This window comes from Thermoflavimicrobium dichotomicum (assembly GCF_900114055.1).
Lineage (GTDB): Bacteria > Bacillota > Bacilli > Thermoactinomycetales > Thermoactinomycetaceae > Thermoflavimicrobium > Thermoflavimicrobium dichotomicum.
On sequence record NZ_FORR01000002.1, the window covers coordinates 333,801 to 360,233 of the forward strand.

25 protein-coding genes are annotated in these 26,433 nt (G+C 40.8%); 7 read left to right on the plus strand and 18 right to left on the minus strand.

The genetic code is table 11. From position 1 onward, the window contains the following. Positions 1-5: 5 nt before the first annotated feature. The 14 genes from BMZ78_RS04035 to BMZ78_RS04100 form a co-directional block, all read right to left on the minus strand. Positions 6-1,058, minus strand: a complete 1,053-nt coding sequence (locus BMZ78_RS04035) for a sensor histidine kinase (protein ID WP_093228175.1) — start codon at positions 1,056-1,058, stop codon at positions 6-8. Further along, a complete protein-coding gene (locus BMZ78_RS04040) occupies positions 1,055-1,768 on the minus strand; it encodes a response regulator transcription factor (RefSeq protein WP_093228177.1) in 714 nt (237 codons plus the stop codon). The genes BMZ78_RS04035 and BMZ78_RS04040 overlap by 4 nt, the downstream gene beginning before the upstream one ends. Positions 1,769-1,976: 208 nt before the next feature. Further along, complete coding sequence (locus BMZ78_RS04045) at positions 1,977-2,609, minus strand: GNAT family N-acetyltransferase (protein ID WP_093228178.1); 633 nt, start codon at positions 2,607-2,609, stop codon at positions 1,977-1,979. Positions 2,610-2,628: 19 nt separating this feature from the next. Further along, entirely contained in the window at positions 2,629-2,955 is a 327-nt protein-coding gene (locus BMZ78_RS04050; RefSeq protein WP_093228180.1) for a hypothetical protein, read from the minus strand. Between the two features lie 364 nt (positions 2,956-3,319). After that, entirely contained in the window at positions 3,320-3,934 is a 615-nt protein-coding gene (locus BMZ78_RS04055) for a hypothetical protein (RefSeq protein WP_093228181.1), read from the minus strand. A 24-nt stretch (positions 3,935-3,958) separates the two neighbouring features. Continuing rightward, a complete protein-coding gene (locus BMZ78_RS04060; protein ID WP_093228183.1) occupies positions 3,959-4,255 on the minus strand; it encodes a hypothetical protein in 297 nt (98 codons plus the stop codon). A 93-nt stretch (positions 4,256-4,348) separates the two neighbouring features. Continuing rightward, a complete protein-coding gene (locus BMZ78_RS04065; RefSeq protein ID WP_093228184.1) occupies positions 4,349-6,922 on the minus strand; it encodes an ATP-binding protein in 2,574 nt (857 codons plus the stop codon). A gap of 42 nt (positions 6,923-6,964) precedes the next feature. Then, entirely contained in the window at positions 6,965-8,386 is a 1,422-nt protein-coding gene (locus tag BMZ78_RS04070; protein ID WP_175482280.1) for a CD3337/EF1877 family mobilome membrane protein, read from the minus strand. A gap of 42 nt (positions 8,387-8,428) precedes the next feature. Further along, on the minus strand, positions 8,429-10,957 hold the full coding sequence (locus tag BMZ78_RS04075) for an ATP-binding protein (RefSeq protein ID WP_093228187.1): 2,529 nt from the start codon (positions 10,955-10,957) through the stop codon (positions 8,429-8,431). Next, entirely contained in the window at positions 10,954-11,349 is a 396-nt protein-coding gene (locus BMZ78_RS04080) for a TcpE family conjugal transfer membrane protein (RefSeq protein ID WP_093228189.1), read from the minus strand. The genes BMZ78_RS04075 and BMZ78_RS04080 overlap by 4 nt, the downstream gene beginning before the upstream one ends. Then, complete coding sequence (locus tag BMZ78_RS04085) at positions 11,346-11,603, minus strand: hypothetical protein (protein ID WP_093228190.1); 258 nt, start codon at positions 11,601-11,603, stop codon at positions 11,346-11,348. The genes BMZ78_RS04080 and BMZ78_RS04085 overlap by 4 nt, the downstream gene beginning before the upstream one ends. Before the next feature lie 2 nt (positions 11,604-11,605). Beyond that, complete coding sequence (locus tag BMZ78_RS04090; RefSeq protein ID WP_093228192.1) at positions 11,606-12,514, minus strand: conjugal transfer protein; 909 nt, start codon at positions 12,512-12,514, stop codon at positions 11,606-11,608. Between the two features lie 35 nt (positions 12,515-12,549). Further along, positions 12,550-13,158 carry a class D sortase gene (locus BMZ78_RS18485; RefSeq protein ID WP_245739726.1) on the minus strand — a complete coding sequence of 203 codons (609 nt, stop codon included), beginning with the start codon at positions 13,156-13,158 and terminating at the stop codon, positions 12,550-12,552. After that, positions 13,155-14,012 carry a hypothetical protein gene (locus BMZ78_RS04100; RefSeq protein WP_093228193.1) on the minus strand — a complete coding sequence of 286 codons (858 nt, stop codon included), beginning with the start codon at positions 14,010-14,012 and terminating at the stop codon, positions 13,155-13,157. Before BMZ78_RS04100 ends, BMZ78_RS18485 begins: the two co-directional genes overlap by 4 nt. Before the next feature lie 502 nt (positions 14,013-14,514). On the opposite strand from BMZ78_RS04100, the gene BMZ78_RS04105 reads away from it, so the two are divergent. From BMZ78_RS04105 to BMZ78_RS04115, 3 genes are all read left to right on the plus strand, one after another. Next, positions 14,515-14,943, plus strand: coding sequence for an RrF2 family transcriptional regulator (locus tag BMZ78_RS04105; RefSeq protein WP_093228195.1), 429 nt, complete (start codon positions 14,515-14,517; stop codon positions 14,941-14,943). A gap of 230 nt (positions 14,944-15,173) precedes the next feature. Beyond that, positions 15,174-16,127, plus strand: coding sequence for an LLM class oxidoreductase (locus BMZ78_RS04110; protein ID WP_093228197.1), 954 nt, complete (start codon positions 15,174-15,176; stop codon positions 16,125-16,127). Between the two features lie 80 nt (positions 16,128-16,207). Then, entirely contained in the window at positions 16,208-16,852 is a 645-nt protein-coding gene (locus BMZ78_RS04115) for an SDR family oxidoreductase (RefSeq protein ID WP_093228198.1), read from the plus strand. Positions 16,853-17,097: 245 nt separating this feature from the next. Here BMZ78_RS04115 and BMZ78_RS04120 read toward each other — a convergent pair whose 3' ends face one another. The 3 genes from BMZ78_RS04120 to BMZ78_RS04130 all read right to left on the minus strand — a co-directional run bounded on the left by BMZ78_RS04120 (position 17,098) and on the right by BMZ78_RS04130 (position 20,317). Beyond that, positions 17,098-17,790: a DUF3891 family protein gene (locus tag BMZ78_RS04120; RefSeq protein ID WP_093228199.1), complete on the minus strand. Its 693-nt coding sequence runs from the start codon at positions 17,788-17,790 to the stop codon at positions 17,098-17,100. 282 nt (positions 17,791-18,072) lie between these two features. Next, a complete protein-coding gene (locus BMZ78_RS04125) occupies positions 18,073-18,384 on the minus strand; it encodes a hypothetical protein (RefSeq protein WP_093228201.1) in 312 nt (103 codons plus the stop codon). Positions 18,385-19,132: 748 nt separating this feature from the next. Further along, positions 19,133-20,317: an MFS transporter gene (locus BMZ78_RS04130; RefSeq protein WP_175482281.1), complete on the minus strand. Its 1,185-nt coding sequence runs from the start codon at positions 20,315-20,317 to the stop codon at positions 19,133-19,135. A gap of 433 nt (positions 20,318-20,750) precedes the next feature. Between BMZ78_RS04130 and BMZ78_RS04135 the strand changes: the two genes are divergently transcribed. The 4 genes from BMZ78_RS04135 to BMZ78_RS04150 all read left to right on the plus strand — a co-directional run bounded on the left by BMZ78_RS04135 (position 20,751) and on the right by BMZ78_RS04150 (position 23,762). Continuing rightward, complete coding sequence (locus BMZ78_RS04135; RefSeq protein ID WP_175482282.1) at positions 20,751-21,626, plus strand: LysR family transcriptional regulator; 876 nt, start codon at positions 20,751-20,753, stop codon at positions 21,624-21,626. 71 nt (positions 21,627-21,697) lie between these two features. After that, a complete protein-coding gene (locus BMZ78_RS04140; RefSeq protein ID WP_093228205.1) occupies positions 21,698-22,153 on the plus strand; it encodes a DUF2621 family protein in 456 nt (151 codons plus the stop codon). A 379-nt stretch (positions 22,154-22,532) separates the two neighbouring features. Continuing rightward, the gene (locus BMZ78_RS04145) at positions 22,533-22,742 is read left to right on the plus strand and encodes a cold shock domain-containing protein (protein WP_093228207.1); all 210 of its coding nucleotides are present in this window, start codon (positions 22,533-22,535) and stop codon (positions 22,740-22,742) included. A gap of 135 nt (positions 22,743-22,877) precedes the next feature. Then, positions 22,878-23,762: a GNAT family N-acetyltransferase gene (locus BMZ78_RS04150; RefSeq protein WP_093228209.1), complete on the plus strand. Its 885-nt coding sequence runs from the start codon at positions 22,878-22,880 to the stop codon at positions 23,760-23,762. Positions 23,763-23,964: 202 nt separating this feature from the next. On the opposite strand, the gene BMZ78_RS04155 is transcribed toward BMZ78_RS04150, so the two are convergent. After that, positions 23,965-26,220 (minus strand): MMPL family transporter, encoded by a 2,256-nt coding sequence (locus tag BMZ78_RS04155; protein WP_093228210.1) that lies wholly within the window; start codon positions 26,218-26,220, stop codon positions 23,965-23,967. Positions 26,221-26,433 lie beyond the last annotated feature (213 nt).

Genomic DNA, 26,433 nt, shown 5'->3' on the forward strand with positions numbered 1-26,433 from the left:
TAACCCTAAGGGTTAGTGGAATAGATGAGGGTAAATGTGGTTCCCTTTCCTTCCTCGGATGTGACAGCAATCTCATGATTTAATGCAGTGAGAACTTTTTTGACCAAATATAATCCCATGCCAGTTGCCTGAGCAAAGCGCCGACCATTCTCCCCTGTAAAGAACGGATCAAAAATGCGGGGTAAATCCTGCTTCGGGATTCCAGGACCTTGATCCTGAATATCCAGTAAAATACGTTGCGATTCCTTATGCAAGCGAAAAGTAAGATAACTGCGTTTCCCCATCTGGGAAGCATACTTTAAGGCATTTTGCACGATTTGCTCAATGACAAAGCGGTTCCACTTGCTATCGGTTAAAATGATCCATTCTTTATCGTCTGCCACTTCCAATTTTGGAAAGATACCCAAGCGAATAAAGGCTTTCTTTTTCCCCTGGATCACTTGTCGAACCTGATCCAATAAAGAAACAGGACGAATTTGATAATCGAGTGAAAAATCATTTAAACGAGCCATATTGAGAACCATATCCAGTCCTTCATTAAGTTTCTCAACCTCTTCTTCCATACTTTTCAGATCATCTCTTTCAAACATACCAGGACTGATCTTTTGCAACATCAATGAAAGAGAAGCCAGTGGCATTTTCATTTCATGTACCCATATATTCATATATTCCAAATGTTGCTGATGGGCTTCTACATACTTCTTCTGTTCTTGTATGGCGATCTGGTACAGGTGTTCAGCCACTTCCGAAAATCGTTGATGCTCGACGAGTTTGGGCTGATCCCAAAAAGAAAATTCGCTTAATTTTGTCGCCTTTAACAGTTGATCACAGCGGCGGTAAAAAGGGTACCATTGTATAAATTGGATCACTAAAAATATGACAAGCAATACTCCCGATAAAATCAAGGTATATCCCCATTCTTGCTGAAACAATATCCATGCTTCCTGATGAAAATAAAAAGTGAGTGAAAAAGTGGCAATGATTAAAAGCCACTGCAAAAGAAATAAAATGATCCATCCCACTCTTTCTCGCAAGAAAAAAACAAGTGCTCGTTTCACCTTGTTTCCTCCAGGCCATTTATGTCGAATATGTATCCAACTCCCCGTTTTGTCTGAATGAGGTGGTCAAGATTCCACTTGCCCAGCTTTTTACGTACACGTGTCACATTGACTGTTAAAGTATTATCATCAACAAAATCGATATCATCCCATAACGCTTCCAAACAATCTTCTCGGGTAACCACTTTTCCAGCGCGTTCCATGAGTAAGCGGAGCAGCTTCACTTCATTTTTGGTTAGAGATTGTACCTGTCCACCATAATCCATCTCCATTTTACCGATATGTAAAGTGAGTTCACCAACACGAATGATGGGTTCGATTGATCCCTCTTCTCTGGCATACTCCCCATAAGTTCTTCTCAAGATCGCCTTGCATTTCGCATGTAAGACTTCCAGATGAAATGGCTTGGTGATATAATCATCTCCCCCGCTTTCCATGCCCATCACTTGCTCCATTTCGGAAGCACGTGCCGAAAGAAAAAGAATGGGAACAGAGGAAAGCTGACGGATCTGTCGACATAAATGAAAACCATCCTGATAAGGAAGATTGACATCCAAAATGACTAAGTGAGGTTTAATAGAGGTAAACTCTTCGATCACTTTCGTAAATTCCTGAACAACAAAAACGTCGTAACCATATTGCTGTAAATAGGAACGAATCGATTGGGCAATCTTTTCTTCATCTTCGACGATATATATCCGATAATTCACTGAATCACTCCCTTTCTCTACTGGAAAAGGAAAACCGGGTTTGTCAACAGACCCTCATGTTGCCGAGCAATACCATTAGAGGGTTGAAAAAGGTTTCTGTTTTCTATAAAGCGGAGGGATGGGTTCCTTACGGAGTGACTGTGATGGTACAGAAGTCGTCACGGAGGAAGGAATCCATCCCGAAGCGCGGGAGAACGTATCCATATTTTCAGGATCGTCTCGAATCCCTTTCTAATATCTTCCATCTGTTTGCATTCTCATTTCGAAAATACTGCCAATAATCATGTTCTTTTGCCTGTTCCCATTCCTTTTTTAACAATCCATATACATATACATCCTCAAGTCCCTGAGATGTTTGGGTCATTTGTCGAAGCTTCCCTTCCAATTGAAAGCACAGACGTTTCGGGATCGCTTGACTTGCCTGATTACTTACGGCACAACGAATCTCAATCCGATTCAACTTCCGCTCAACAAATAAATAATCCATTAAGGAAAGCACAGATCGAGTCATCACCCCTTTTCCTTGTGCATCCTGAGCGAGCCAATATCCGATTTCAGCAAAACCAAGCGCTGTGTTGATTTGATTCGCACCGACCATTCCGGCAAAACGCAGTTGATACCAAATACCAATATGAATCTCTTTTCCCAACGAAAATTGTTCCAAAGCATGACGGATAAATTGCTCAGTATCTGTCACTTCCTTCGTTGTCTCTGCAAAAGGTACATAGCGTTTCAAGTGATCCCGATTTTTCACCACACACTGAAAAATCTCTTCTGCATGATGGATCTGTACAAGCTTTAATACAATCTCTTCTCCAATGGTATGATCAAGGATGCCCATATCGATCCCTCCCCAGCCATTAGTAAACAGAACGATAGAATAGAAGAAGAAACATAAAGTATACAACTCCAAAGATTAACAGGGAGAAAAATAGAGAATACACATATGTAAAAATTCGAAAACGCTTAATACGTGCTGCGATCATCCGGTTAAGCTTGCGAACAGAAAAATAAAAAGCCGGTCCAAAAAGAAGCAGGAAAAAAACACTGACCCAAATTAACAGGGTTTGCTGTCCATTTGCAAGCGGTGTAGAAGAAGCTAATTGATAATGTTGAACAATCCACCATCGCCCAATCGCAAATACACTTAACGTGATGAAATAATAAATGTACCATTTTCGATTCATGCTGAAGACCCTCCATCATTTGCATCGATCTTACCGCATTTCACAGAAAACAAATGGTCAGATTCTTTATGAAAGAAACCCAGCTTATAGACACCGTTTTCCGTTATATGCGATTTGACAACAGACCCTCATGTTGCCGAGCAACACCATTAGAGGGATGAAAAAGGTTTCTGTTTTCTATAAAGCGGAGGGATGGGTTCCTTACGGAGTGACTGTGATGGTACAGAAGTCGTCACGGAGGAAGGAATCCATCCCGAAGCGCGGGAGAAACGTATCCATATTTTCAGGTTAGCGAAAGACTGACTCGCTTATTTACAACTTGATTATATAACAAAACGGGATGAACCTTCATACTGATCTCGGCTCATCCCCATTCTTTCTTCTTGACCTTTTTCCAGTCATCCATTTCTGTGTAATATACTTTAATTACTGCATTTGGCGAATAATAACTGCGATACGGATGTCGCTTTTGATAGTCTTCCCATTCTTCTGATGATGCTTTTTCTACACGAACAATCTGAGGCACTTTTCCGTCTAGCCCTTGTTTAAATTGGTGATAGTCATCTTCATGCAGGAGGATCGTTTTCACTTCACCCGGATTTTCTGTATGAAAAGCGATTTCTTGTTCCCTTTGTATTTCTTTCCGTTTATCTATGGCTGGATCTTTTTGTTCCAATTTTTTGGCCACAAAATAACATAACCACACAATAAAAGGAAGCGCTAACCATACAAGAAAGATCCGACTCCACTCAAAAGTGGTATGCCGATGATAAAAGTCGGTAAAACTTGACGAATACTCTTCATTTTGAAACATAAATAAGGCACCGAAAAAAAGAATCGGTACAAGATAATGACTAAGTACCCGTAGGCCATTGGATATTGTCCAGTCTTCTCTTCTAAGGAGAAACAAGGCAAGAAACTGACGCGATAACAGAAAACGAATCAGCCTTCCAAACAAGATTCGAATAATCTCAACCATCGATGAGACTTCATCTCCCCAACATCAGATTTTTTTGATCAGAAAACGTCCTCCGCCAAAAACAAGGCCAGCTATAATGCCAAACAAGATGTTGGAAATGGTAGATATAAAAAGGAACATCGTAACTCCCCAGGCAAGTGGAATGATAAACGAAACAAAAAAACTGAAAACAAACAGGAACAGGAATATTACAACAGCTGTTGCCGAAGAATCGAGTAAGTTTCCGAGAATAAAGGCTAAAAAAGAGATCTCAATAAAAGGGAGCAATACCTTGAACAAACCGAAAATGGACTTGACCACCTTTTCATCATCCTCTCTCATTCGCTCAACTCTCTTGCTGTCTTACGGTCTTGATCAGGCAGAGGACGCAGGTTATTCTCCACAATCCCTGCGCCCTTGTTCCTGATCCTTCCATTACGAAATATTGGCGGCCTCTTCCATATGATTGGAAATTTCTTCGTCAAGTTCACTAAGCGGACGGGCTTCTGGAGAATTTCTCATGATCTCTCTTCCCCACTCAATTCCCAATTGATGGGCTCTTTCAACTTCTGATTTCTGGCTGTGATCCACTTCTTTTCCATTTTCATCGAAAACATATGGAGGGCTACATCTGACTTTATAAGTCTTGGATTGCGCCCGTTGTTTTTCCTTTCCCCGGACATAGACCATCATGGTTCTTTCCGGCAATTTCTCTACATCTTGTACCCGAATCCGCTCACGTGTAATTTTTTCGACTTCATCGGCTCCTTCTTCTTGTGCACAGCTCATGACTACTCCAATATTCGCTTTAATCGCCTGGATGAGTTCTTCATTCTTGAAATGGTCAATTTCTCTTGTAACCAGTCCCATGCCATGATTATGACGCTCATCTTCATTTAACAGAATGGTAAAAATGGGGATTTGCAATCGGTGGGCTTCATCAATCATAATCAAGTGAAACTTGGAATCAGATGGACGTCGTCTACCAATCTGATGATAGAGATAAACGAGATAACCCACTGTTACTTTCAGCTCATGAGACTTCATTTCTTTCAGATCAATCATCACCAAATGTCCATCATCCATATACTTACGAATATCTAATGCCATCTCCCGTTGCAGATAGATGCGTCGGGTCGTTGGATCCTGCAGCAATGGCTCAATCAAATTCAAAAGAGGTTGAACTTCTTTTTTCCATTCTTTTCCTCCTACATGCGACCAATAATGGCGAACATATGGGTCCTTGATATTTTTCAAGATCTGTTTCCGGAATGCTTCATTGGTCATCATGTATTCCACTTCCAAAAGTGTATGTGGCTGATCATCCAACAACAAAGCGTGAATGGCCAGTGTCAAAATGCGCTGTAACGGAATCATATTCTGATTTTGCGATCCATCAAACATGGTCCGATCATACATCAATATTCTGGCGATCCGTTCAGCCATCTCATTGACTGGCATGCCATCAATTTTATGCAAAAAGTTTAAACCGATGAGATTGGTTGTATCATCCGATAAATCATAGTAATGGATCTTCTCTTTCGGGATGTTTTTTCCGTCTTTTTCCATTTTCCGCAAACGGTTTTCAATAATCGGAATAATTTCACGTGCCGGATCAATAATGGTAAAACCAGGTGCCTGATCTGGATTTTCAATCCATTCATCAATCATCGATTGCAGCATTTCCACCGCAGCACTTACTCTTCCCATTCCTTTCGAGCCTGTCAGTACAAAATGATTTCTCAACTGATCATACGATAACTTGACAATTTGGTCTTTATCACGTGGATGAACCAGTTTCCCAATCTTTACTCCATCTTTTGGGCCATCATAGGATGCAATCTCATAGGGTAACAGATGAGCCAGATAGCCTCTGGGCTCTTTTTCTTTCGGTTCCTGATAGATCAGATGATCACCTGGCGGCAAATGAAAGAGATTCGCCAATTCTTCATTGGCCCAAATCATAAACGTAAATGGAAGCGGATAAGGAATTAGGTTACGATCCAACATAAAGTTAAAGATTTTCCGTTTTCTTCGCTTAAAGTGAATACTTCCTACATCCTTCATTGCAGAAATAATCCGATTGGCTACCGAGTTTACTACTTGGTCTGTTTCCTCTTTTTTATTACTCCAAATAGTCATGCGCACTTTAAAAGCCAGTGATTTTTCTGTGGCCCGTTTGGTTAGGGCTACTTTACGTGCTTTTTCTTCCGGCTCCATTTCTGTCATCTTTTTATTTTTCAATCCTTTTTCCGCTTTATCAAAACGCTTGTTCAAATACTGCCATTCCACTGGTGAAAAGTGAATATCAATATAAGTTCCACGTCGAAGTGTGGCCAAAATCGATCCGATCTCGCTTTTTTTGTTATCCGCCATAGAGGCCAGTGGCAGTCCCGTTCGATGGATGAAATATCCTCCTCTTCCTCCTGGTTCTGGCCCAGGAAATTGTTTTTCATCCAAAGGAATCAACTCTGCTCGTGGATAAGCAATTTTAATCGCATCATACACTTCTTTTTGTTTATCAGAAGGATAAGCCAGGTAAATGCCGATCTCCTGGCTATCTGGGAGCATCGCAAAACGCAATCGAAACCATAGGGGACCCAATTGTCCTTTTTCCTTAAAATGGCGTTTCATCGTTCCGAATCCTTTGATCATGCTCATGATTTTGTCCGGATCCAATCCTATGTCCACACGTGGCAAAATCCGTATATACTTGACATTTTTCTCGGCCGAACGACGATAGGCAAGATAAACGGCAAAAACAACCGCTGTAACAATCAGTACGAAAAACAGGCTGATCAATAAAAGTTCAAAGAAAAACTCACCAACAGAAGGTAACCAGTTTCCAAATGTGCTTGCTGCTACTTCCGATGCCTTTTTCCCTTCTAACTTTACTTCCAGATACTCATGCAACTCTTTGAGTACAACTAAAAACGCAACGACGCCAATCACTTTTAACACCATTGCCATTTGGTCGTCTTTTCCCTGTGGGTGTTTGAACCAACTCACTCAATCCCACCTCTTTTCGAGTCTGGATGATAAAGACCCTTCTCACTTTTGCATCCGACTGAGCTTGGCAATATTCCCGGTCGCTTTATCAATATATCTTTGCAGGGTATTCGCCAGATTTTGCATATTTGGATCACCTTGCTGGACTGTACGCAACACACTGATCAGATCATTTCTCTTCCATAGCACGCCGATCACCAAAACGGCTTGCAAGAGAATCGTCAACAAATAGCCATTTTTGGGCGGAGCCATCATATACAGGAATTGGGAAATTGCTAAAATCAGGCTCAAAAACAAACCAATCACAATTTTGACCAGGGCGTAGCCAACAAATTTTTTCACCCAGTCAATCGCAATATTAGACCAGGCTGGATACAGTGCCAGGAGAAGTGCAAATGGAGCAAATAAAGCGAGAATGACAAATAAAATCTGATACAGGATCATTGCACCGGCTATGACAATAAATACAACACCCAGTATGATATGCATGATCATCAATAACAAAATAAACCCAAGTCGCTGAAAGGTACTTTCCGGTTGAACCATCGGATTATTTGCTTCTGCTTCTTCTTTTACTGCTTGTCCTCTCTCCTGACTCCCTACTTTATGCCCTAAAATTTTTTGGATTCGTTCTTGCGTCAAAGATGGATCACTGGATGTTTTTCCATATTGCAACATCAGATAGGGTTCATAAATCAACATATCATACAGCTTATCGGCGGCAACAAAAGAAGCTACCTCAGAGTCATAAGGATTTTTTCCTTTCTGCAAGGTAATGTTGTTCCCTACTCCCATGATTTCTTGGCTGATTCCGCTACTGATATTATTGAGATAGCGCATCATCCCTCCGGAATTGGCAAAGAAAGCCAATGATGCCATTAAAATAAAGAATGTAACTACCATTGCTTGCCACGCTTTGGTTGTATTTCTCTGCACAATCCCTTTGTAAGCGATCCATGCCCCTGAAATCATGAGTACAAAGATAAGAAAATTTCCCCACAATCCTTTTGAACCAATACTTCCATTTGAAAATCCTGTCAATTGCTGGATTGATCCTTCTACTGCAACGGTAAAGGCATCAACCAGGTCCAATGAAAAACTGTTTTCTACCAGCATGATCACATTGAAGTTCCAGGTCAATAACAACTGCCAGAGCATGTTATTAATTTCATGCATCAACCCATACCCTGCATTTTGTGCGGTATTAACCAGATTCCATGAATTTTGTTCTCCTGCGTAGTTTACCAACGCATACCGACTGGGCTGATATCTGGCAAACCGAACCTCATATCCATGTGTTTTCGCCTCTGCAATACGCTCTTCCGGGAAACTCGTTAAAATGTCAAACAGCAAATTATGCCCTTGATTATCTGTTTTGGGATCTGCTGCTAACACACTACGGCTGAAAAGAAATATGAAAAAAAACATCGCTACTAAAATGGCCCATATTTTTTTTCTTCTCATCACCATTTAATCCCCTTCATATTACACACATCACTAATTCGCTCATGGTACAATCGCCTTTCTCGTTGTTCGATGAATGACAAATTCTCTTTCCTCTTCAGACTCTTCCCGTTCCTTGATTTTTGCACCCGGACGTGTATCAAAAGCACGGAACAACCTTTCCTCCAACACACGAATCTCAACTTCATTGACTCTTTTTTCCAAATCGGACATCAAACAGGTTCCAGTCGGCAAATTGCGGATTTTGTCGATATTTTCCTCATTGACTTCAATGCCCAGAATGCGACAAGCTGCCTCTGCTTCCTGTTGATCCCGACAGCGAAATACAAATCGACACCCCAGATTGGATCGAATTTCTTCTCCCAATAGATCTTTGGCATTCTGACTGATTAGATAAATGGCTGCATTTTTGCTGCGACCTGTCCGTACCAACTCTTCCAAAATCGCTCGTCCTTCCCGTACCTTGGCCAATCTCCATGATTCATCAAACACAACCATCTTGAAATGATCCGAAGATTGGTTAGAGAAACGGCGCGAAAAATCCGAAATGGCCATGAGCAGGGCGATCCCCATTCGACCAAAGTCTGTCTGACTTTCTTCTGGCAACTGCAAGTCTTCAATTTGCAAAATGGTCAAAGGCTGAGACAAATCAATCGCTTCTTGGGTTCCATCTCCGAAAAGTAATTGGCCTTGTCCTGAATGAGCCAAATAACTCAAAACATCAATCATTTCTTCAATACTATCCCGCTTTTTTTCCGGGACGGTATCCAGTCCGTCACGTAAAATCTGCAATACTTGCATCATCGAAGGTGAAGCGGTCTCCAATGCATAGTCGACGGCTTTTCCGATCACAATCGCTTCATAAGTCCCATCCGATGCCCGGGCAAGAAATTGTAAAATCCGCTTGGCTGTTTCGGCTGATGCCGCTCTTTCTGATGGTGTCTTTGCTCCCATCAATGGATCCAGCTTCCCACGATCTTCCATGCTCGCACGCAAGGTAACGATCCGGGTAATATCTCGCAACTCTGGCAAATACTCCGGCCAATGTCCACGCTCATCTTTTGGGTCAAAGATCAATACCTTTGAACCGCTTAACAAGGCTTGGTATGCCAGGAGATTCGCTCCCAAAGATTTACCTGCACCCAGTGACCCAATAAAAGCGGCAGAAGCAGTAGTCGACAGGCGTTTATCCTTTGGGCCACGATCATGTTGGAAAAAGACAGGGATATTATGTGACATACCAATTAAATATCCTTTTCCATCTCCCAATTGTCTCGTTGCCCCAATCATGCTGGCAGCTACTGCAGCTGGTTCCATGTAATGAATATAATCTGTAATGTATCTTTTAGCTCCTGGAATGAACTCATTAAATCCGCGCCATTGATCTCCATATGGCACCTCAATCTGAATCATCATGTCACTGTATAAATCTTTAACCAGTTGAATGCGTAAGTTCAGCTCCTGTTCACTGTCTGCATATACACATAAAACCGCAGAGGTTGTAAGTAAGGGAAACTTGTCGGTACGCAGGTTATTTTCCAATTCCAAGGCTTCCTGACGACTGTTTACGATATGATAGGAGGTGTCTTCACCGCTTTCGATCGCATGTTCATCTTCTGCCTTTAACTCTTTTTTCTTGTTGACTACCTGTGCAAGTGCTTTGTTATACTCTATCGACTCTGTTCGCACCGATGCTTCAACAGGAAAAGAAAGTTTTTGCAAGCAATAAAGCCATTCAATACCAGGAAAATTTGCTTTATCTGGAATATGGGAGATTGTCAGAAAGGCCATATAACCCTTCTTCCACTTTCCATCCACATGCTGTTCAACCACGAGCTGCCTTCCATGTGAGTCATCAAATTTTCCTTCGGTTAACGTTAATATATCTCGTCCAGGACGGACAGTTTTTTTCCCATGTTTATCCTGGTTGACTGGAATCGCTTGCGGCTTCCAATGATGTCGCCGCGGCACTTCTTTGATGCCACGGTAAAATCCACGACGGATCAACCACTCCAGATCAGCTGAACTAACACGCCGTACATTGAGAAACCCATTTAAACGTGTATAAACAAATTCTTCCTTGGACATGGCCGCCTGAATTTCTTCAACAAATATCTCTGGTGCATCCGTACCCGATCGATCCAGTAAATACCGTTTAAAATCTTTCAAGAGATAGAGAAACTCCTTTAGAATCGGCAATCCTTTGACCTGTGTATCTTTTAACTTTACACCGATAAAAAATCGATAGCGGATCAGATTTTTTCCTGACAGGTGATCCATACTTGCACGAATATGCTGTTGTCCCACTTCAACGAGGGGTTCAACCAGCTGTTCTTTCAGTGACTCCTCGATCTCATCCAGATTTTGATACTCAGGAACAACCAAGGCATGTGTGTCGAGGTTAATATTCCAATAAAAAGCCTCCAAATTTCCATGGAGGCTTAATTGATCATCCATCGAGCGATAGTCATAATGAAAAGGATAAATCTCATAATATGCAGATACGGAGCCATCTGCACTAAATACCAAATTGTTTTCAAAGTATTTTACAGGAAATGCAATACGGCTCAATCCGGATCACCTCCAGAATGGATACGATATGCAATAACTCCATCGTACTGGTATTTGGTTCCTTGTTTTTCCAGATTTTTATATCTTGCAAAATGATGTTTTTTAAAGCTATGCTCTAAATAACGAAAAATAAATCGATGTGGCGCTTTTCCATCCAAGGTTTTGCTGGTAAAAAACCATGCAACCAGGATGGGAATGCCAATAAACTTTACGAGAAAGTAATCAATCATATTTACAGGCGGAAAAGCATTCAGAACAATCATGATTAAAAGGGTTCCTACAAAAAACCCTAACTGCCGATATGAAACGGGTTGTGGTAAGTGAATGCCTTGGATTGAATAGACGGTTTTTTCTATCCGAAATACCTGATTATATACACGAATCTGCCTCATTTCAGATAATCCTCAAATAGCCACTTGAAACCGTCTGTCCCCAAGGCCTTGATCAACTCCGGCTGGAATACAAACACACTCACAACCATGGCAAATAAAACAAAGCCGAGAAAGGCTGTAAAAGCCCGTTTCCAAAACAGGGTTAAACTAATAATAATGACAACGAGAAAAAACAAGGAACCCACTTCTTTGCTCGCTGCTTCTTGCAGCTTTTGCCCTGGTCCGGCAAGCCATATGAGCAAAGCACTATACATGATCACTTCTCTCCTTGTTTCATTTTTGATACATAGAATCGGTCTTTTTCCTGAATAAGGGTAAATTGGTAATGATAAGTCACTTTAATGGCTGATTGTACATCTTCAAGCAATACATCACAATCCGCTTTGTATTCAATTCCTTGTTCTTTGTAAATCTTCAGGTTAGATAATTGAACAAATTTAAATATCCCTTTATAACCTTGAACCGGCTTTTGATCCTTCATCATATAAGCGATCTGTTCTTTCCGATCCTGGGTATATGACTTCCAGAAATCATTCAAAAACGTTTCCACTTTTTTGCTTGTCGCCTCATCGACCAGCTGCCCCTCTGACTTCTCGTCTTTCTTTTTTTCGGTTAATTGAGCAGCTTGTGGTCGAGGAATTTCATAGGGTTGATCAGCAACCAAATAAGACTCTCCCGCTTTTTTCACGGGAACTACCAAATAGCGAAGTACCCGTTTGTCGTCTTTGCCACTCTCACTATATAGCCATTGCTCAACAAATACCGTCACATCTTTAATGTCACTGCCATCTGTACGTGTCTTGACATTCCAAACACTTGTCATAAAAACTTCCGCTTTTTCAAACGTCGCATCTTTTACATCCATTTTTACACGATCAATCATATTTTGCGGCAAAAACTCAGCTAAACGTTTGTCACGCTCTTCCTCCCTGTTTTTTTTCCAAACAAAATATTCACGTGCAAACTGTTCAGCAAATGACGCTTCCCCCAAATGAGTGACAGATGTTACAGATTGATCGGTTTTAGGGGTCCCTTCGACTGTACGAATATGCCGGGGTATGAGTCCTAACTGTATAGCCCAAACCAATGAAGTACTGATCGCAATATAAACCATTAACATCCAAAACAGAACCCTTATAACCTTTTGGCCAACTGATGTAGTCAATGCCCTATCCCTCCTTTGCTCTGACTCTTGGTAAGTTAATGAATTCTTTCTTTGAGAGTGGACTGGATAATATATCGCTTTGGTGCTGGACCTATATAGTAAAACGGATAGCAAGTTGTGAGTGTGAGAGTTGGTTGGTCATGTGGAACAATCACAGTGCGATCATCTGCATGAGTAATCCATGTTTTATCAATCACGTAGACAAAAGTGCCTCGGCTTGTTTTAACATGTAACTCATCTCCTGGCTTCAGCTGTCCAATTTTGCGAAAAATCGTATCACGATGCCCTGACAATACCGCATTATCCGGTTCTCCAGGCAAAACACTGCCAGCGTAATGACCAACACCTTGGGCGAGTTCATCTTCGTCCGTTCCTTCAATCACTGGCATTTGAGCTTTTAAACGCGGGATCACCAAATCAGCAAAATGCTCGCCTTTGATCGGCCTTTCTTTTGCGGAATAGATCACCCAGGAATTTTGATTTGTTTTCTCCTTTGCTTGAGCAGATGCATGAGCTGAAGCTTTGGGAGTTGGGTCGATCTCTTTTACTACATCCAGCTTTTGATAATAGCTGATCGCTGAATAACTCGCATAAGCCACCCCACATACAACAAGCCCATATGCCAGTAAGCGATCCCATTTCACCGTTTTTTGACCTTCCTATCCTTGAATAAGATATACAATGCTCCTAAAAGAGCGGCAAAACTTCCGAAGATGACTTTTTCCAAATCTCGCCCCGCAGTATCTGGCAGTTTTCCACCCTTCTCGGTTGTGGGTTTGTTTGGAGGGATCTCGGGTTTATCTGAAGGTTTGGTTTCTTTTTTCACCAAGGATGATTGATCTGAAGACCCAGGTTTGGCTGGTGGAGTCGTGATTAATCCCTTTTTGGTTCCTTGTTGCGTTCCACTTTCACCCAATGCTTTCGTTGATGTATCTTTTGCATCAGCTTGTCTGGCCGAAGAGCGTGACTCACTGGTTTGTGACTTTTTCTGAGGATCTGCGGCAATCGGTGGTGTCTTTTTGGATGAATTCTCCTTTTTCGAACTATTATTTACCCCATTGGACGGACTTTTAGGCTTTTCTGTTTTTTTATCATAATCTTCTTTATTTTTATCAGTTGTATATGTACTGGCACTGCTTTTCCTTGTTGAATCCGTTTTCTTGTCAGATGACTGCGTGGTAGAATCAACGTCGGGGTCTTTGGGTGGAAGGTTTAATTCTTCATCCTGAATATTAGCTGCCGGTTTCGTGTCTGGAAAACGATCTGGCGGATCCAAATCACTCGCAAAAGCTGTGCTTACTCCAATGGTCAAGCCTGAAACCATACATAAAGTCAGGACAGTTGTCCGAGATAATCGAAAAGGGGTACTTTTTCTTCTCCTTTTCACTTTTCGGCGCATCCGCTTTCCCATATCATTTTGAACAGGAAGATTCCATTCACTAACATGACTTCTGCTATTTTGCAGAGATTCGACTATTCGTTTCGACTGGTTCAACATCTTTCGCCTCCTTTTGCCAATTTCTTTGTATTCATATGGTGTTTTTTACCCGAACTCCATCTTTTTAATCAATTTTTTTACAAGAAGAAAAGGAGATTTGGTACATACCCTGACCAAAGCCTCCTCTTCATTCTTCGATGCATATCAACATTTGTACCAGTTTCATATTTTCGACAATAATTTGTTCTTTTTTGTCCAAAAAGTTCACTCTTTGTCCTTATATTATTACACCTAACTTCAACTTTTCAACACTTTCTATAAATTTTTGGCAGATTCAAGCAAATACTTGGTAGAATCAGCTGTTCCTGATTGCATGTTTATGCAATCATTCGGTTATTTATCAATTCTGATCAAAGATATTCCGAAACTTCATATGGCACTTAGCCATGTTTAATCCAGACCATCCCCTTCTTTGACCCCCTCCCAAAAGGGCATAATTTGCGGGAGGGTTGACAAACCTAAATGTAATATTTATGATTACATTTAGACGAGGGGTGATTGATTGAACAGTGAATTTAATATAGCCGTTCACAGTCTGGTTTTTTTAGCCTATTTACCTACCCATATGGCATCGAGTGATCTTCTTGCATCAAATGTCTGCACGAATCCCGTTCGTATACGAAGAGTCATGAACTTATTGAAAAAGAACGGATTGATTCAGGTTCAAAAAGGAACGGGTGGCGGTTATATATTGAATTGTGATCCGAAAGAAGTTACATTGGGGCAAATATACAGGATTACGTCATCAGGATCATTGGTTTCTGACTGGCGATCCGGTGATCCAAACATGGAGTGTAGGATTGCATCTCAAATCGGTGACGTAATGAGTCAAATCTATGAAGGTGCCGAAATCAGTTATGTGAACTATTTGAGTCAATTTACCATCCAGGATATCCTTGACAAACTTACAGCAGATAAAAAACAAGTCTAAAAGGATTTTCATTTCTTTTTTTGGGTAAATTGTAATTAAATTAGTTACAATTAACTTTTAATTGATGGGTAACCCAACCATGAGCACAAGCTTTTATCAAAAAGAAAATCTTCGAATAGAGAAACTCACTATATGGCTTATGATCTGAAAGTTATGGTAAAGACTGAAGACAGGATGGACACTGTCATCATAATAAAACTCGCTAGCACGTAGAAAAGAGGAATGAGAAAATGGATCAATTTCGTCAGCACCCGGGTTATAGACGCATGTTTAAAGAAAATCATATGACACTGGGATTGTTTTTCCCGATCGAATCCTATACGGGAAGTATTCCTAGAATGGATCTTGAAGAACAGATAAAACTTGCACAGAGAGCAGAAGAATTGAATTTCACTTCGTTGGTTGTCCGAGACGTACCGCTCCATGATCCCTACTTTGGAGATGTGGGCCAAATCTATGACCCATGGGTTTTTCTCGGATATCTTGCAGCAAATACGGAAAAGATTGCTCTTTTAACCGGAAGCATTATTTTAACCTTGCGTCATCCTTTGCATGTAGCAAAAGCTGCTGCTTCCGTCGACAAAATTTCTGGAGGCCGGTTGCTTCTTGGTGTAGCAACGGGGGATCGACCTATTGAATTCCCGAGTTTTTCCGTTGATTTTGAACAAAGAGCGGAATTGTTCCGGGAAGCGATGTCAGTCATCAAACAGGTTTGGAAAACCGAATTTCCTGCAATCAACACAGCGAGGGTGAATATGTCCAATGGGGATCTTATCCCGAAACCGGATTTGCATGATATTCCGGTGTTGGTGACCGGTCACAGCGGGCAGTCGGTCGAGTGGATCGCAAAAAACGCTGATGGCTGGATGTACTACCCCCGCAACTTGACTTTCCAATCAGAGCTGATCCGAAATTGGCGTTCGCTTATCAATGGATTCAAACCGTTTAGCCAGTCCCTTTATGTTGATTTAACCGAGGATCCGGACGTAGATCCTACCCCCATCCATTTGGGATTCCGGACAGGAAGAAAGTTTCTCATCCGCTTCCTTGAAAGCTTGAAAGAAATCGGTGTAAACCATGTGATGCTCAATCTAAAATACGGACAACGACCCGCATCCGAAGTGATTGAGGAATTAGGTGAAGAGGTTCTGCCGCTTTTTCCTCCATTAACCGTTGACGAATAATTACGGTTTTGAAAATAGATTGATTCCTCGCTGGGTATGTCACCCGATTATCTACTGTTCGATCATAAAGGAGGGAAATTATGAAAGTACTTGTAGCAGGCGCAAACGGGCACACTGGTCGATTGATAGTGGAGCTGCTGGGGAAAAGTCATCACCATGAAGCTTATGCAATGATCAGGGATAGAGCCCAAGCAGAAAAATTGAAACAGCTGGGTGCCAAAGAAACGGTATTGGCCGATCTTGAAAAAGATGTTTCCCATGCCGTCAAAGGTATGGATGCTGTTATTTTCGCTGCAGGTTCCGGCTCAAAAACAGGTCCGGATAAAACCATTACTGTAGACCAGGAAGGAGCCAAACGCCTGATTGATGTAGCCAAGAAAGAAGGTATCGCTCATTTCGTCATGCTAAGTTCATATGGATCTGGTGATCCGTATGCTTTACCAAATTTGGCACATTATCTTAAAGCAAAAGGAGAAGCTGATCAATATTTAATAGCCAGTGGACTAACCTATACCATTATTCGTCCGGGTTATCTAAGCTTTGAACCGCCTACGGGTAAAGTCGAAATTGCCAAGCATTTTGTAAGCATTGAAGGAAGAGGCATTCCACGTGCAGATGTGGCACAAGTAATCGTATCTTGCCTTGATATCGAAAATGCCAAAAACAAAACTTTCGAGCTCCTCAGCGGCAATCAAGCTATACAGGATGCACTCAAAGCCCTCTGAAGCAAGCATGCAGTGATCAGCGGACGCTAACGCCCCCTGAATACTATGGCTTCAGCCATCAAAGCTATAGAAAAATGGGTTGACTCTTAACCTTTTGAGTCAGCCCATTTTTCATTCAGTTAAAATGATATCTGGAGTATTTGACTAAAATATATTCTATATATTGTGGATGGCACGCTTCTTTCATCCTGTTCTTCCACAACTCAAACGCGAATCAAAATCAGATAGTTGTAAAGGTGTCGATTTTAGACCAATATCTGATAAACATATACTTGTTCATCAATGACTTCCCGGTTTTTGCTCACTACCTGATACGGAATACGAATCGTAAAGGAACGGCTAAAACAATTGGGTTCCAGACGCAAATGGGTATCACTTTCCCAGATCCACTGATATTTCTCACCTTGATACCAAATTCCATCTCGATACCAGGGATGTGTATTGGCTTGCGGTTCATTTAAACATAATGCCAAAGAAAGGTCATCACAAAACTGTAATAAAGCAAAGTTCTGTTCCACATGCTGCATTTCTGCCCGAGTGAGACGTTGCTTGAATAAACACTGTCTTTCCTGTTCCTCTTCATAAAATTTCTTTCCCAAGTCGGTCAAATCCCGTTGAAAAAAAGAAGCATAATGCTTGCTACATAGATATCCGGCATAAGGCTCTTTTGCCCCCACTTTGGATATTCCTTCTTTATATGCTTCAATTTTTTCTTTCAAGGGATAATGCAAAAAGTCAGTCGGTTGATCCGTTTTCTCATCCCATAAGAACGTTTCATCCAGTTTCATCCATCCAACATCATGGTACGAAATGGCAAATACCGTTGCAGCCAATGGTGTAATCGCTTCACGCCAATACACGGCAAACTTGCCAGATACCAAAGCGTGATCATGTTGTTTAATTAAAACAAAGTGGTCATCTTTCGGGCGAACAATCATTCTTCATAATCCTTTCTCACTATAACCAGTAGCAATCCACTTATACCCCTCTTTTCCCCTTTTTCTCTCCACACTAACCAAAGTTAGGGAATTGTCATGGAAAATAAAAACAGCGAGAGGATGAACCATCTCGCTGAAATGGTTACCAAAATGGTACCGTTCCTTTTCCATTTCTCCCGTTCCATCAAGCTGGGTAAAAAAGTCGCCAAACTTAAATGAAAAAAATTGGTTCCTGCATACGAAACCGAACCGTTTTTTCGTGACTATACCCTTATTTTTGCATTACGATCCTGAAAATGCCAATGGATAATAGGTATATGTCACCAGGATATTTGGACCCGTACAATGAGCAGATTCGCAGTAACAATGATACTGTTTGGCCACAGGATGATCTAACCAGCGCTGAAAAACATCTGTTAGTGAATCTTCTTTTATATTTCCTAAAGGAGGAATGTCTCCAAAATCGGTTACAACTACATCACCGTTGACACTCCACACGGCTGAAGCCGTGGATTCTTGGGTCGTTAGCGTCCGCAGTCCGTTTCCGTTTTGGTGGGCGCCCAAGTTTAGGGGTGTGTCATCACCCCGTCCCATGCAGTTCTACGGCACCAAGCCGCATGTACCCACATGGGCGGCATACCTGTTACCAGTATGCTAGTTCCTTTCATTCACTCTCATGGTTTTACCCGGTAGGAGACTTTTCGCTACCAGAACCTCATACCATGACGTCCACAGGAACATTCGACCCACTACCAGTAGGATGAGCACCGCTTATTCCTGAAGATCATTTCCTCATACTTGTTGTAAAGCTTTTTGAGCATTCTCTACGACTATATCAGCAAAAATCAGACAGAAAACGAATTTCCTGGGAAATTTGTCATAATAACAAACAAAATTGTTACGACTGTAACAATCTTGTCATCATCCTATTTCGTTTCAATCTCTTGTTTTTCAAAGCTTCCTTTCCCTTTTCCATTTTAATCTCTGTCATTTTTTTGTTGTTTTTTTTCTATTAAGTAACCCCAACATTACATCTCCTTTACATTTCGCCAAAACGAGAGACAAACACGGATCCCCTTTTTTATAATAAAGATAAATCAATGGCTTGGAGGTAATAAATATGAACAATGCAGCGATTGGATTAGTTAACGGAACTTTACTCAGTCTTCCGATCTGGGCTCTGATCTTCTTCGTATGCCGGTTCCTCTTCAGTTAAAAAAGTGGAGGGAAAATGAAAGTGAATGATCAAACGATAAAAGGCTTTCCTTAAAAAAGCGCTTTTCACTCATCGGACCAAGAGTGAAAGCGCTTTTTTATTTCAAAACCATGATGTTGACAAAGTTCAACCCCTTGTCTTCCACATGCAAGCCAACAATAAAAGAATAACCGCTCCTCCATCAAATAAAATCCATTCTCCCCATTTAAATTGCCCCAATACATAAGACGCCCATAACGGTCCAAATGCTGCCCCGATATCTACCACTGATGTATACAGAGTACTCAGACGATTCACTGAAGTTCGTTTGGCTCGATCGGCCATCATCGAATCTGAAATGGTAGTTAATACAGTAGCGAGTATAAGCAAAAATAAACAAAGCATGAGCCATATAATAAAAGAAAATGTCATGGAAAATAGTGCGAAAGCAACTGCAAATAAAGAAATTCCCCAAAGAAGAAATGGTTTTCTGCCCCGGTGATCTGAAAACCGACCCACATATAAGGCCAAAAAAGGTTCCCACATCCACCGAACCCCTGATAAAACTCCTGCCAAAATCGTAGAATGAAGAAAGAAACCCCCAAATGAAACCATACCAATATCTGTATACTTGTGTGTCAATAAATATCCAATGGTCCAATTAAGCACACCTTGAATATGAAATGAAATAATAAAACCCGTAAGGAGAAGTAACCACTCCCCCCGAATATTTTCTAGAAATTTTTCTTCATTGTTACCGCCTTCTTCATCTACTTGAGGTGAATGGATCCATTTCATCCAAGGAATGAAAAAGAAGACAAGTCCTCCCAACAAATAGCATGTATACTGAAAGCCAATCGACACAACTAAAACAGCACCAGCCAAAATGCCTACTAAACTCCCCAATCGATAAAGACCATTATATAATCCCATTCCTTCACCGTGCTTCTCTTCGGCTGAATCACAGGTTACAATGATTAATCCACCTATTCGTAGCAAAGTCCAGCTACAACCCCATAGAACCCGCAAAGTCAACCATGGGATTAAACCTTCCGCCCACCCATATCCGATGGTCGTAAACCCTCCCAAAAACAAGGCGATCCATAGCCCTGTTTTAATTTTGATTTTCCGGTAAATCCCGCCAACAAACAGTCCCAATGGAATACGTACCAATCGATTGATTGACAATAACAATCCAACCTCAAAAAGAGTAAAACCCAATTCTTTATAATAAATCGGTAAAATGAGATATAGCATAGAGTCACCCAATAAACAAATCGCAGTCAATAAAGAAACCGCGATGATTTGGCCATTTTCAACTTTTGCTTTCACATGCTCCACACTCCCTCCTTTTCTTTCCAAGATAGTACAAAAAAATATATAATAAAAATATATATTTCTTATTAACCTATAACTTTTTCTTATAAATGTGATATTTATAGATTGAATCATTTACCTTTCATCGCATCTAATTCATGTATTTTTCTATTTATTTACATTTACGAATAAGATAATAATCTATAATGCAATTATTATCATAATTTATTGTTTATTCAGATATTAGATCCTGTTTTAAACGTCCTCCCACGCTTCGGGAGGGATTCGTTCCTCCGTGACAACTTCTGTAGCATCACAGTCACTCTGTAAGGAACCTACCCTTTTCGCTTTATAAAAAATACACTGATGGTGTGGCTCGGCAACATAAGGTTCTGTTGCCAAACCTGGTACATTATCTTGGTTTCACATGATGAAGGAGTTAGCAAAGATGAATTTATATGCGTTACGATTGTTTGTCGAAGTGGCCAAGCAACAAAGTGTATCAAAAGCGGCATCACTTCTTTCTATCAGTCAACCAGCTGTGACCGCACAAATACGTAAACTGGAAAGAGAATTGGGCATTCGTCTATTTCATCCGCATGGGCGAGGAATTCGCTTAACGGATCATGGACAATTTTTACTCGAAAAATCGATCCAACTTTTTTCGCTTGAAAAACAGATTGAATCTGAACTAAGGCAAATTCTACAAGGGGAAAGCGGTATATTGCGCCTTGCTGCTACACACTTGCCTTCCGCCATTTGGTTACCTCAATGGATGGCCCGTTTTAAACAAAACCATCCTCAAGCGACACTACAGCTAAAGAGAGGAAATACAGAGCAAACGCTCCAACTATTATTGCGTTATGAAGCAGAACTGGCCATCATTGCCGGAAGTTGGGAACACAACCAAATTGAACGGCAACTCCTATTTACCAATCATTGGTGGTTTGTTGTCCATCCTTCCCATCCTCTTGCCAATCGAACAGTCGATTTGGCAGAATTGGTTCAATATCCATTTATCTGGCGAGAGACAGGAAGCTCCAGCAGAGAAAAACTGATCGAAATCTGCCATAATCATCAAGTTTCTCTCCCGACAATAGGCCTGGAATTAAATGGACTGTTTGAATGTATTCAAGCAGTGAAAGCAGGGTATGGTGTCTTTTTTGTTCCTGATCGGGCTGTTCGCTCTGAGATTGCCAATGGATTATTAACAAGAGTTTTTGTTCAAAAAGTACATCTAACCCAACCGGTTTGTTTATGTCGTAGAAAAGATGATTCTTTGTCCCCACTTGCTCAAAAATTTGTCACACTCATTCAAGAGTAGCTTGCCCCAGAGGAATCCCTCATCTATAATGAGATGTTGAAATCTACACATAGCTAAGAGGTGTAACAGTTATGCACTTCCTGTCTTTTTTCAAATTGGACTTGCCCATATGGCTTAGTTTGTTTTTTCAGTTCTTCTGGGTTTTTCTTGTCGTATTCTTGGCAATTGGCGGATACTTTATGTTCCGCAAATTTTTAAAAGCACTACCTAAGGCAGATGGGAAATCAATCTTGGATTGGCAAGATTATTACATAAAACAGACATTGCACCTATGGAAAGAGGAAGACAAAAAGCTGCTAAACGAGCTAGTAGAACCCGTTCCCAAATTATTTCGTGATGTGGCTAAACAAAAAATCGCCGCCAAAATTGGCGAAATCGCCTTGGAAAACAACGCTACTGAAATGAAGCAGGAATATATTATTCAAGGCTATATTTTGGCAACTCCAAAACGGGACCATAAATGGTTGATACAAACCTTGAAGAAAAAAAACATCGATTTAACGCCTTATCAACATCTCTTATCATAATCACTGACAGGATCATCTCCCTAAGCATGAAGAAAAATGGAGAATTTCATAACAAATTACCATTCTTTTTTCATTATGCTTGCAATGTCAAACATGATATGCTATGCTCTGTATAGCATTAAAAAGTGGTTTGAAAGACTAAGTATCATCTTGGGCCTCGTGTTTTACCCTAGTAAGAACTCTTTGCCACGCAAAGAGCGAGTAATACGAAAGGTTCAGATGTCTTGAGTTTTTCCCGCTTTTTATCATGATCCACCAACGAAAGTTACCTTTGTGTAAATGTTTGTTGATGGGCTTTTAATGCAAACAATCATGTTTGCAAAATGTATTTCATTCCTCTTGATCGAGGAAGGTTGATTGGCGAAAGGAGGCCCAAGAAATGAAAGGCAAAGTAAAATGGTTTAATGCCGAGAAAGGCTATGGATTTATCGAGCGTGAAGATGGTGGCGATGTATTCGTTCACTACACAGCGATTCAATCTGAAGGTTATAAAACCCTTGAAGAAGGTGAGCCTGTAGAGTTTGACATCGTTGAGGGTGAGCGTGGCCTGCAATCTGCTAATGTTATTCGTCTAAACCACGTAAAGTAAACCTGAAACCGAAAAAGATAAGCACTTTCCTTTGGGAAAGTGCTTTTTTATATTTATGGAAACGGACAATCAATGATATGATGATATAAGAATATATAATTTTTAAAACGAACTATTTAAAGGAGACCTTTCAAGATGTTACAGCTTACCAAATCAAAAAGGTTAACAGAACAAAAACTCCAAAAAATTCAAGAATTACATAAAATTTGCAATGATTATGAGAAGATCAATATTGCTATTAATTATTACATGTTAAAAAATCGTCCCGACATCGAGATCAATGATTTTTTATACTATGAAGATGGAAAATTAATAGGTTATGTTGGCCTTTTTGTATATACAGGAGAAGAAGCCGAAGTCAGTGCCCTGGTGCATCCCCATTATCGCAGAAAAAGCATATTTAAAGACTTGCTCTATCATGTCAAACAAGAATTGCAACGAAGAAAAATAGAACGAATCATTTTTATAGCAGATGCCCGCTCGACTTCGGCCATGCAGACATTGCAACGATTGGGTGCGACTTATCGTCATTCAACGTATCGCATGCAGTTAGATTCAACACAAATTCTCCAATCATCTCATTCAACTGTCATCTCCAGGGCACATCCATCTGATCTGGACGAATGGATCCACCTGGAATCAAAATGCTTTAACGAGACAGAAGAAGAGTCCCGCTATCATATGCAAATGTTTTGGAATCGGACTGATCACTTCCACTTCAAGTATGTCCAAAATGGCAAGATGATTGGGAAAATGAGCGTAGGTACTGACGAGAAAAGCGCACATATCTATGGTCTGTGTGTAGATCCTGACCATCAAGGAAAAGGGATCGCAAAAGCACTTGTTTTACACATTCTTTCCCAATTAAAGGATCAATATGAGATCTTCACACTTGAAGTGGAAACAAACAATGCCCCCGCTGTTGGTTTATATCAAAAGTGCGGATTTCAAATTTTGGCCAAAGATGATTATTATGAATTTCACTTTTCATCAAGGGGCTGTCCCAAAAGGTCACTTTAAGTAATCTTTTGGTCAGTCCCGTCAGTGTCGTACCATTTAGGATAAGCGAACGAGAAAAATCCTCCCCATTGAAATGGAGAGGATTCTCATTTACTGTCCCAAAAATGTTTTTTTGATTCATATTCTTCTTTCATTTTTTCCATCAATGTCTGCCCGTGGTTGAAGCATACAAGGCTTTTGGGTCAACTCCCTTCACAGGTGCTCATTTTTTTTTCGTACTTCGAACCCATACGACTTGATCATGGACTTTTGTCTGCTGTTTGACAAATGGAAGCCACCAGTTGATTTTTCCAAACAATCGCATGGTAACAGGAACGAGAATGGAACGGACCAGAGTCGCATCCAAAAAAATAGATACAGCCAAACCGAATCCCAGCTCAGCCACTACTGAAATATCAGCAAACGCAAAGGCTACAAAAACAGCAATCATAATAAGTGCAGCTCCATTTACAAGCACTGCAGTTTCAGCGATTCCTTGTGCAACACTTTCTTCATTGGATTTTCCTTCATCATATAGCTCACGGATTCGACTAATGATCAACACTTCGTAATCCATACTAAGTCCAAATAACACCGCAAACAGGACGATCGGGGTGACTGAATTAATGGTCTCCGTCTCACTACCCACAAAGAAATAAACCAATGCACCCAAACTGGCTAGCATAACCAAAGAATTGAGCAACAAAGCCTTTACAGGAATCAGTAAGGAACGAAACGTAAGAACCAGGATAACAAAACTGATGAGCATCACGGATCCAATCACATAAGGCAGGCTATCCAAAATTTGCTGATCAAAATCGTAGCCAATGGCTGTTAGACCACCTACATAAACATCTATGGTTTGAAATGAAGAGGAATCAACGATCTGGCGAATGTCTTCAACCAACTGATGGGATTTGACATGGTCAGGACCTGTTTTTGGTGCTACCATCATGAAACTCACTTGTTTTCCTTGATAGGGATTGATGAGTTTTTCCAAGGATTGTTTTATCTCTTCTGGAAGATCCACCCAATGTTTGTATGCCTGTTGATATTCTTTGATACTCCAATCTTTCTTCCAATTGGTCAAGCTCGTTACTTCCTCTACATGGGGTAACTTTTCAATACGCTTTGTTAGCTGTTCAACTTCGCGTAAATTTTTTTCGTCGAAGAAATCCCCCTGTTTCGCTTTCAACACCACTTCAACCGGAAAAACTTCCCCTTGTCCAAATTCTTCCAGTAACAATTCAAATCCTGTTCGTATCGGATCATCTGGCGGTAGCAACGAAGAAGAGGCGACAGGTACTTGCATATGAATGTTCCGTACCGGCCAAGCGAGTAAAAGGAGAAGGCATAACGTTGGGATCAGGAACAAAACGGGTCGCCTCATCAATGCATAAGAAAAAGCAAGCCAACGGGACTTTCCTTTTTTCTTTCGATAAAACGGAAGAAGACCTAGATTGACTTTCCTTCCCAACAGAGCAAGGATAGCCGGGAGTAAAGTCATGGCAATCAAAACGGAGATAATAACGACGGTCACACCGCCAATCGCCATCGAAGTAAGTACCATAATATTGGGAATAAACAAGGAAGACAAGCTGACAGCTACTGTAAGACCTGAAAAAAATACAGCTCGTCCTGCTGTCATGACTGCAATTTGGACTGCTTGTATGACATCATGATTTTGTTCCAATTCCTGTCGAAAACGACTCACAATAAATAAGCAATAATCAACAATCACCCCTAAGCCAATCATCGACACAGAATTGGTTAACAACACATTTAAAGTCACTTTCTCTGCAATAAAGTAACAAATGGCCATGGTAGTGCCCAAGGCAAACACACTCATTACGAGAGGAATCAATGTGGCTACAACCGAACGCAAGACAAGCAACAAAATGATTAACAAAGCCGGAATCGCAATCATTTCCGCCTGTGTAACCTCTTCTTTGGAGGCAACGGTTAGACCATAGGCAAGTGCCGGTCCGCCTGTCAACCACCAAGAAAACTCTTTCATCTCTTCATCATGCAATTGGCGAAGTTCCTGGTTGATTTTGGGTACAAACTCATTCGCCTCTGACTCAGTCCCGCTCATTCCCACTTTGATAAAAGTCTTCTTTTTGTCTTTCGAAATGAGAACCTGGTTGTGTCCATCATATGTCTCCACTTTGCGCACAATATCATGTTTTGCAATCGTATTGGTCAGGCGTTTTATTACACGGCGAAATCTTTCATCTTGTACTTGGTACTTTTTGCTCTCTACCAGCACAATCAAGGTATGAGGATATCGGTCTGGGAAATGCTTTTCTAATAGCTGTTGCGCTTCAATCGATTCACTATCTGGATCTTTAAATCCTCCCGCAGCAAGTACAGAAGATAATTGGAGTGCAAAATAAGACAATCCGGCAAGAAGAATCATCCACCCGATCACTATTTTCCAGGGATGACGGGTAGTTATTTGGGCGATCCAACGAAACATATAAAAATCCTTCCTATCCGAGCAGTATTCTTACTCCTATCCAATGTCAGCAAAAAGATCTGTACCCTTTTTCACAAAAGAACTTTCAAAGGTAATGATACCACAAAAAGCAAAATTATTTGACTTGTTCTGCTAGTGATCCCTTCTATTTACAATCACGACTCTGTTTAGTTAAGTTAATAATAAATAACTCGCAAGAAAGGTGACAGTATC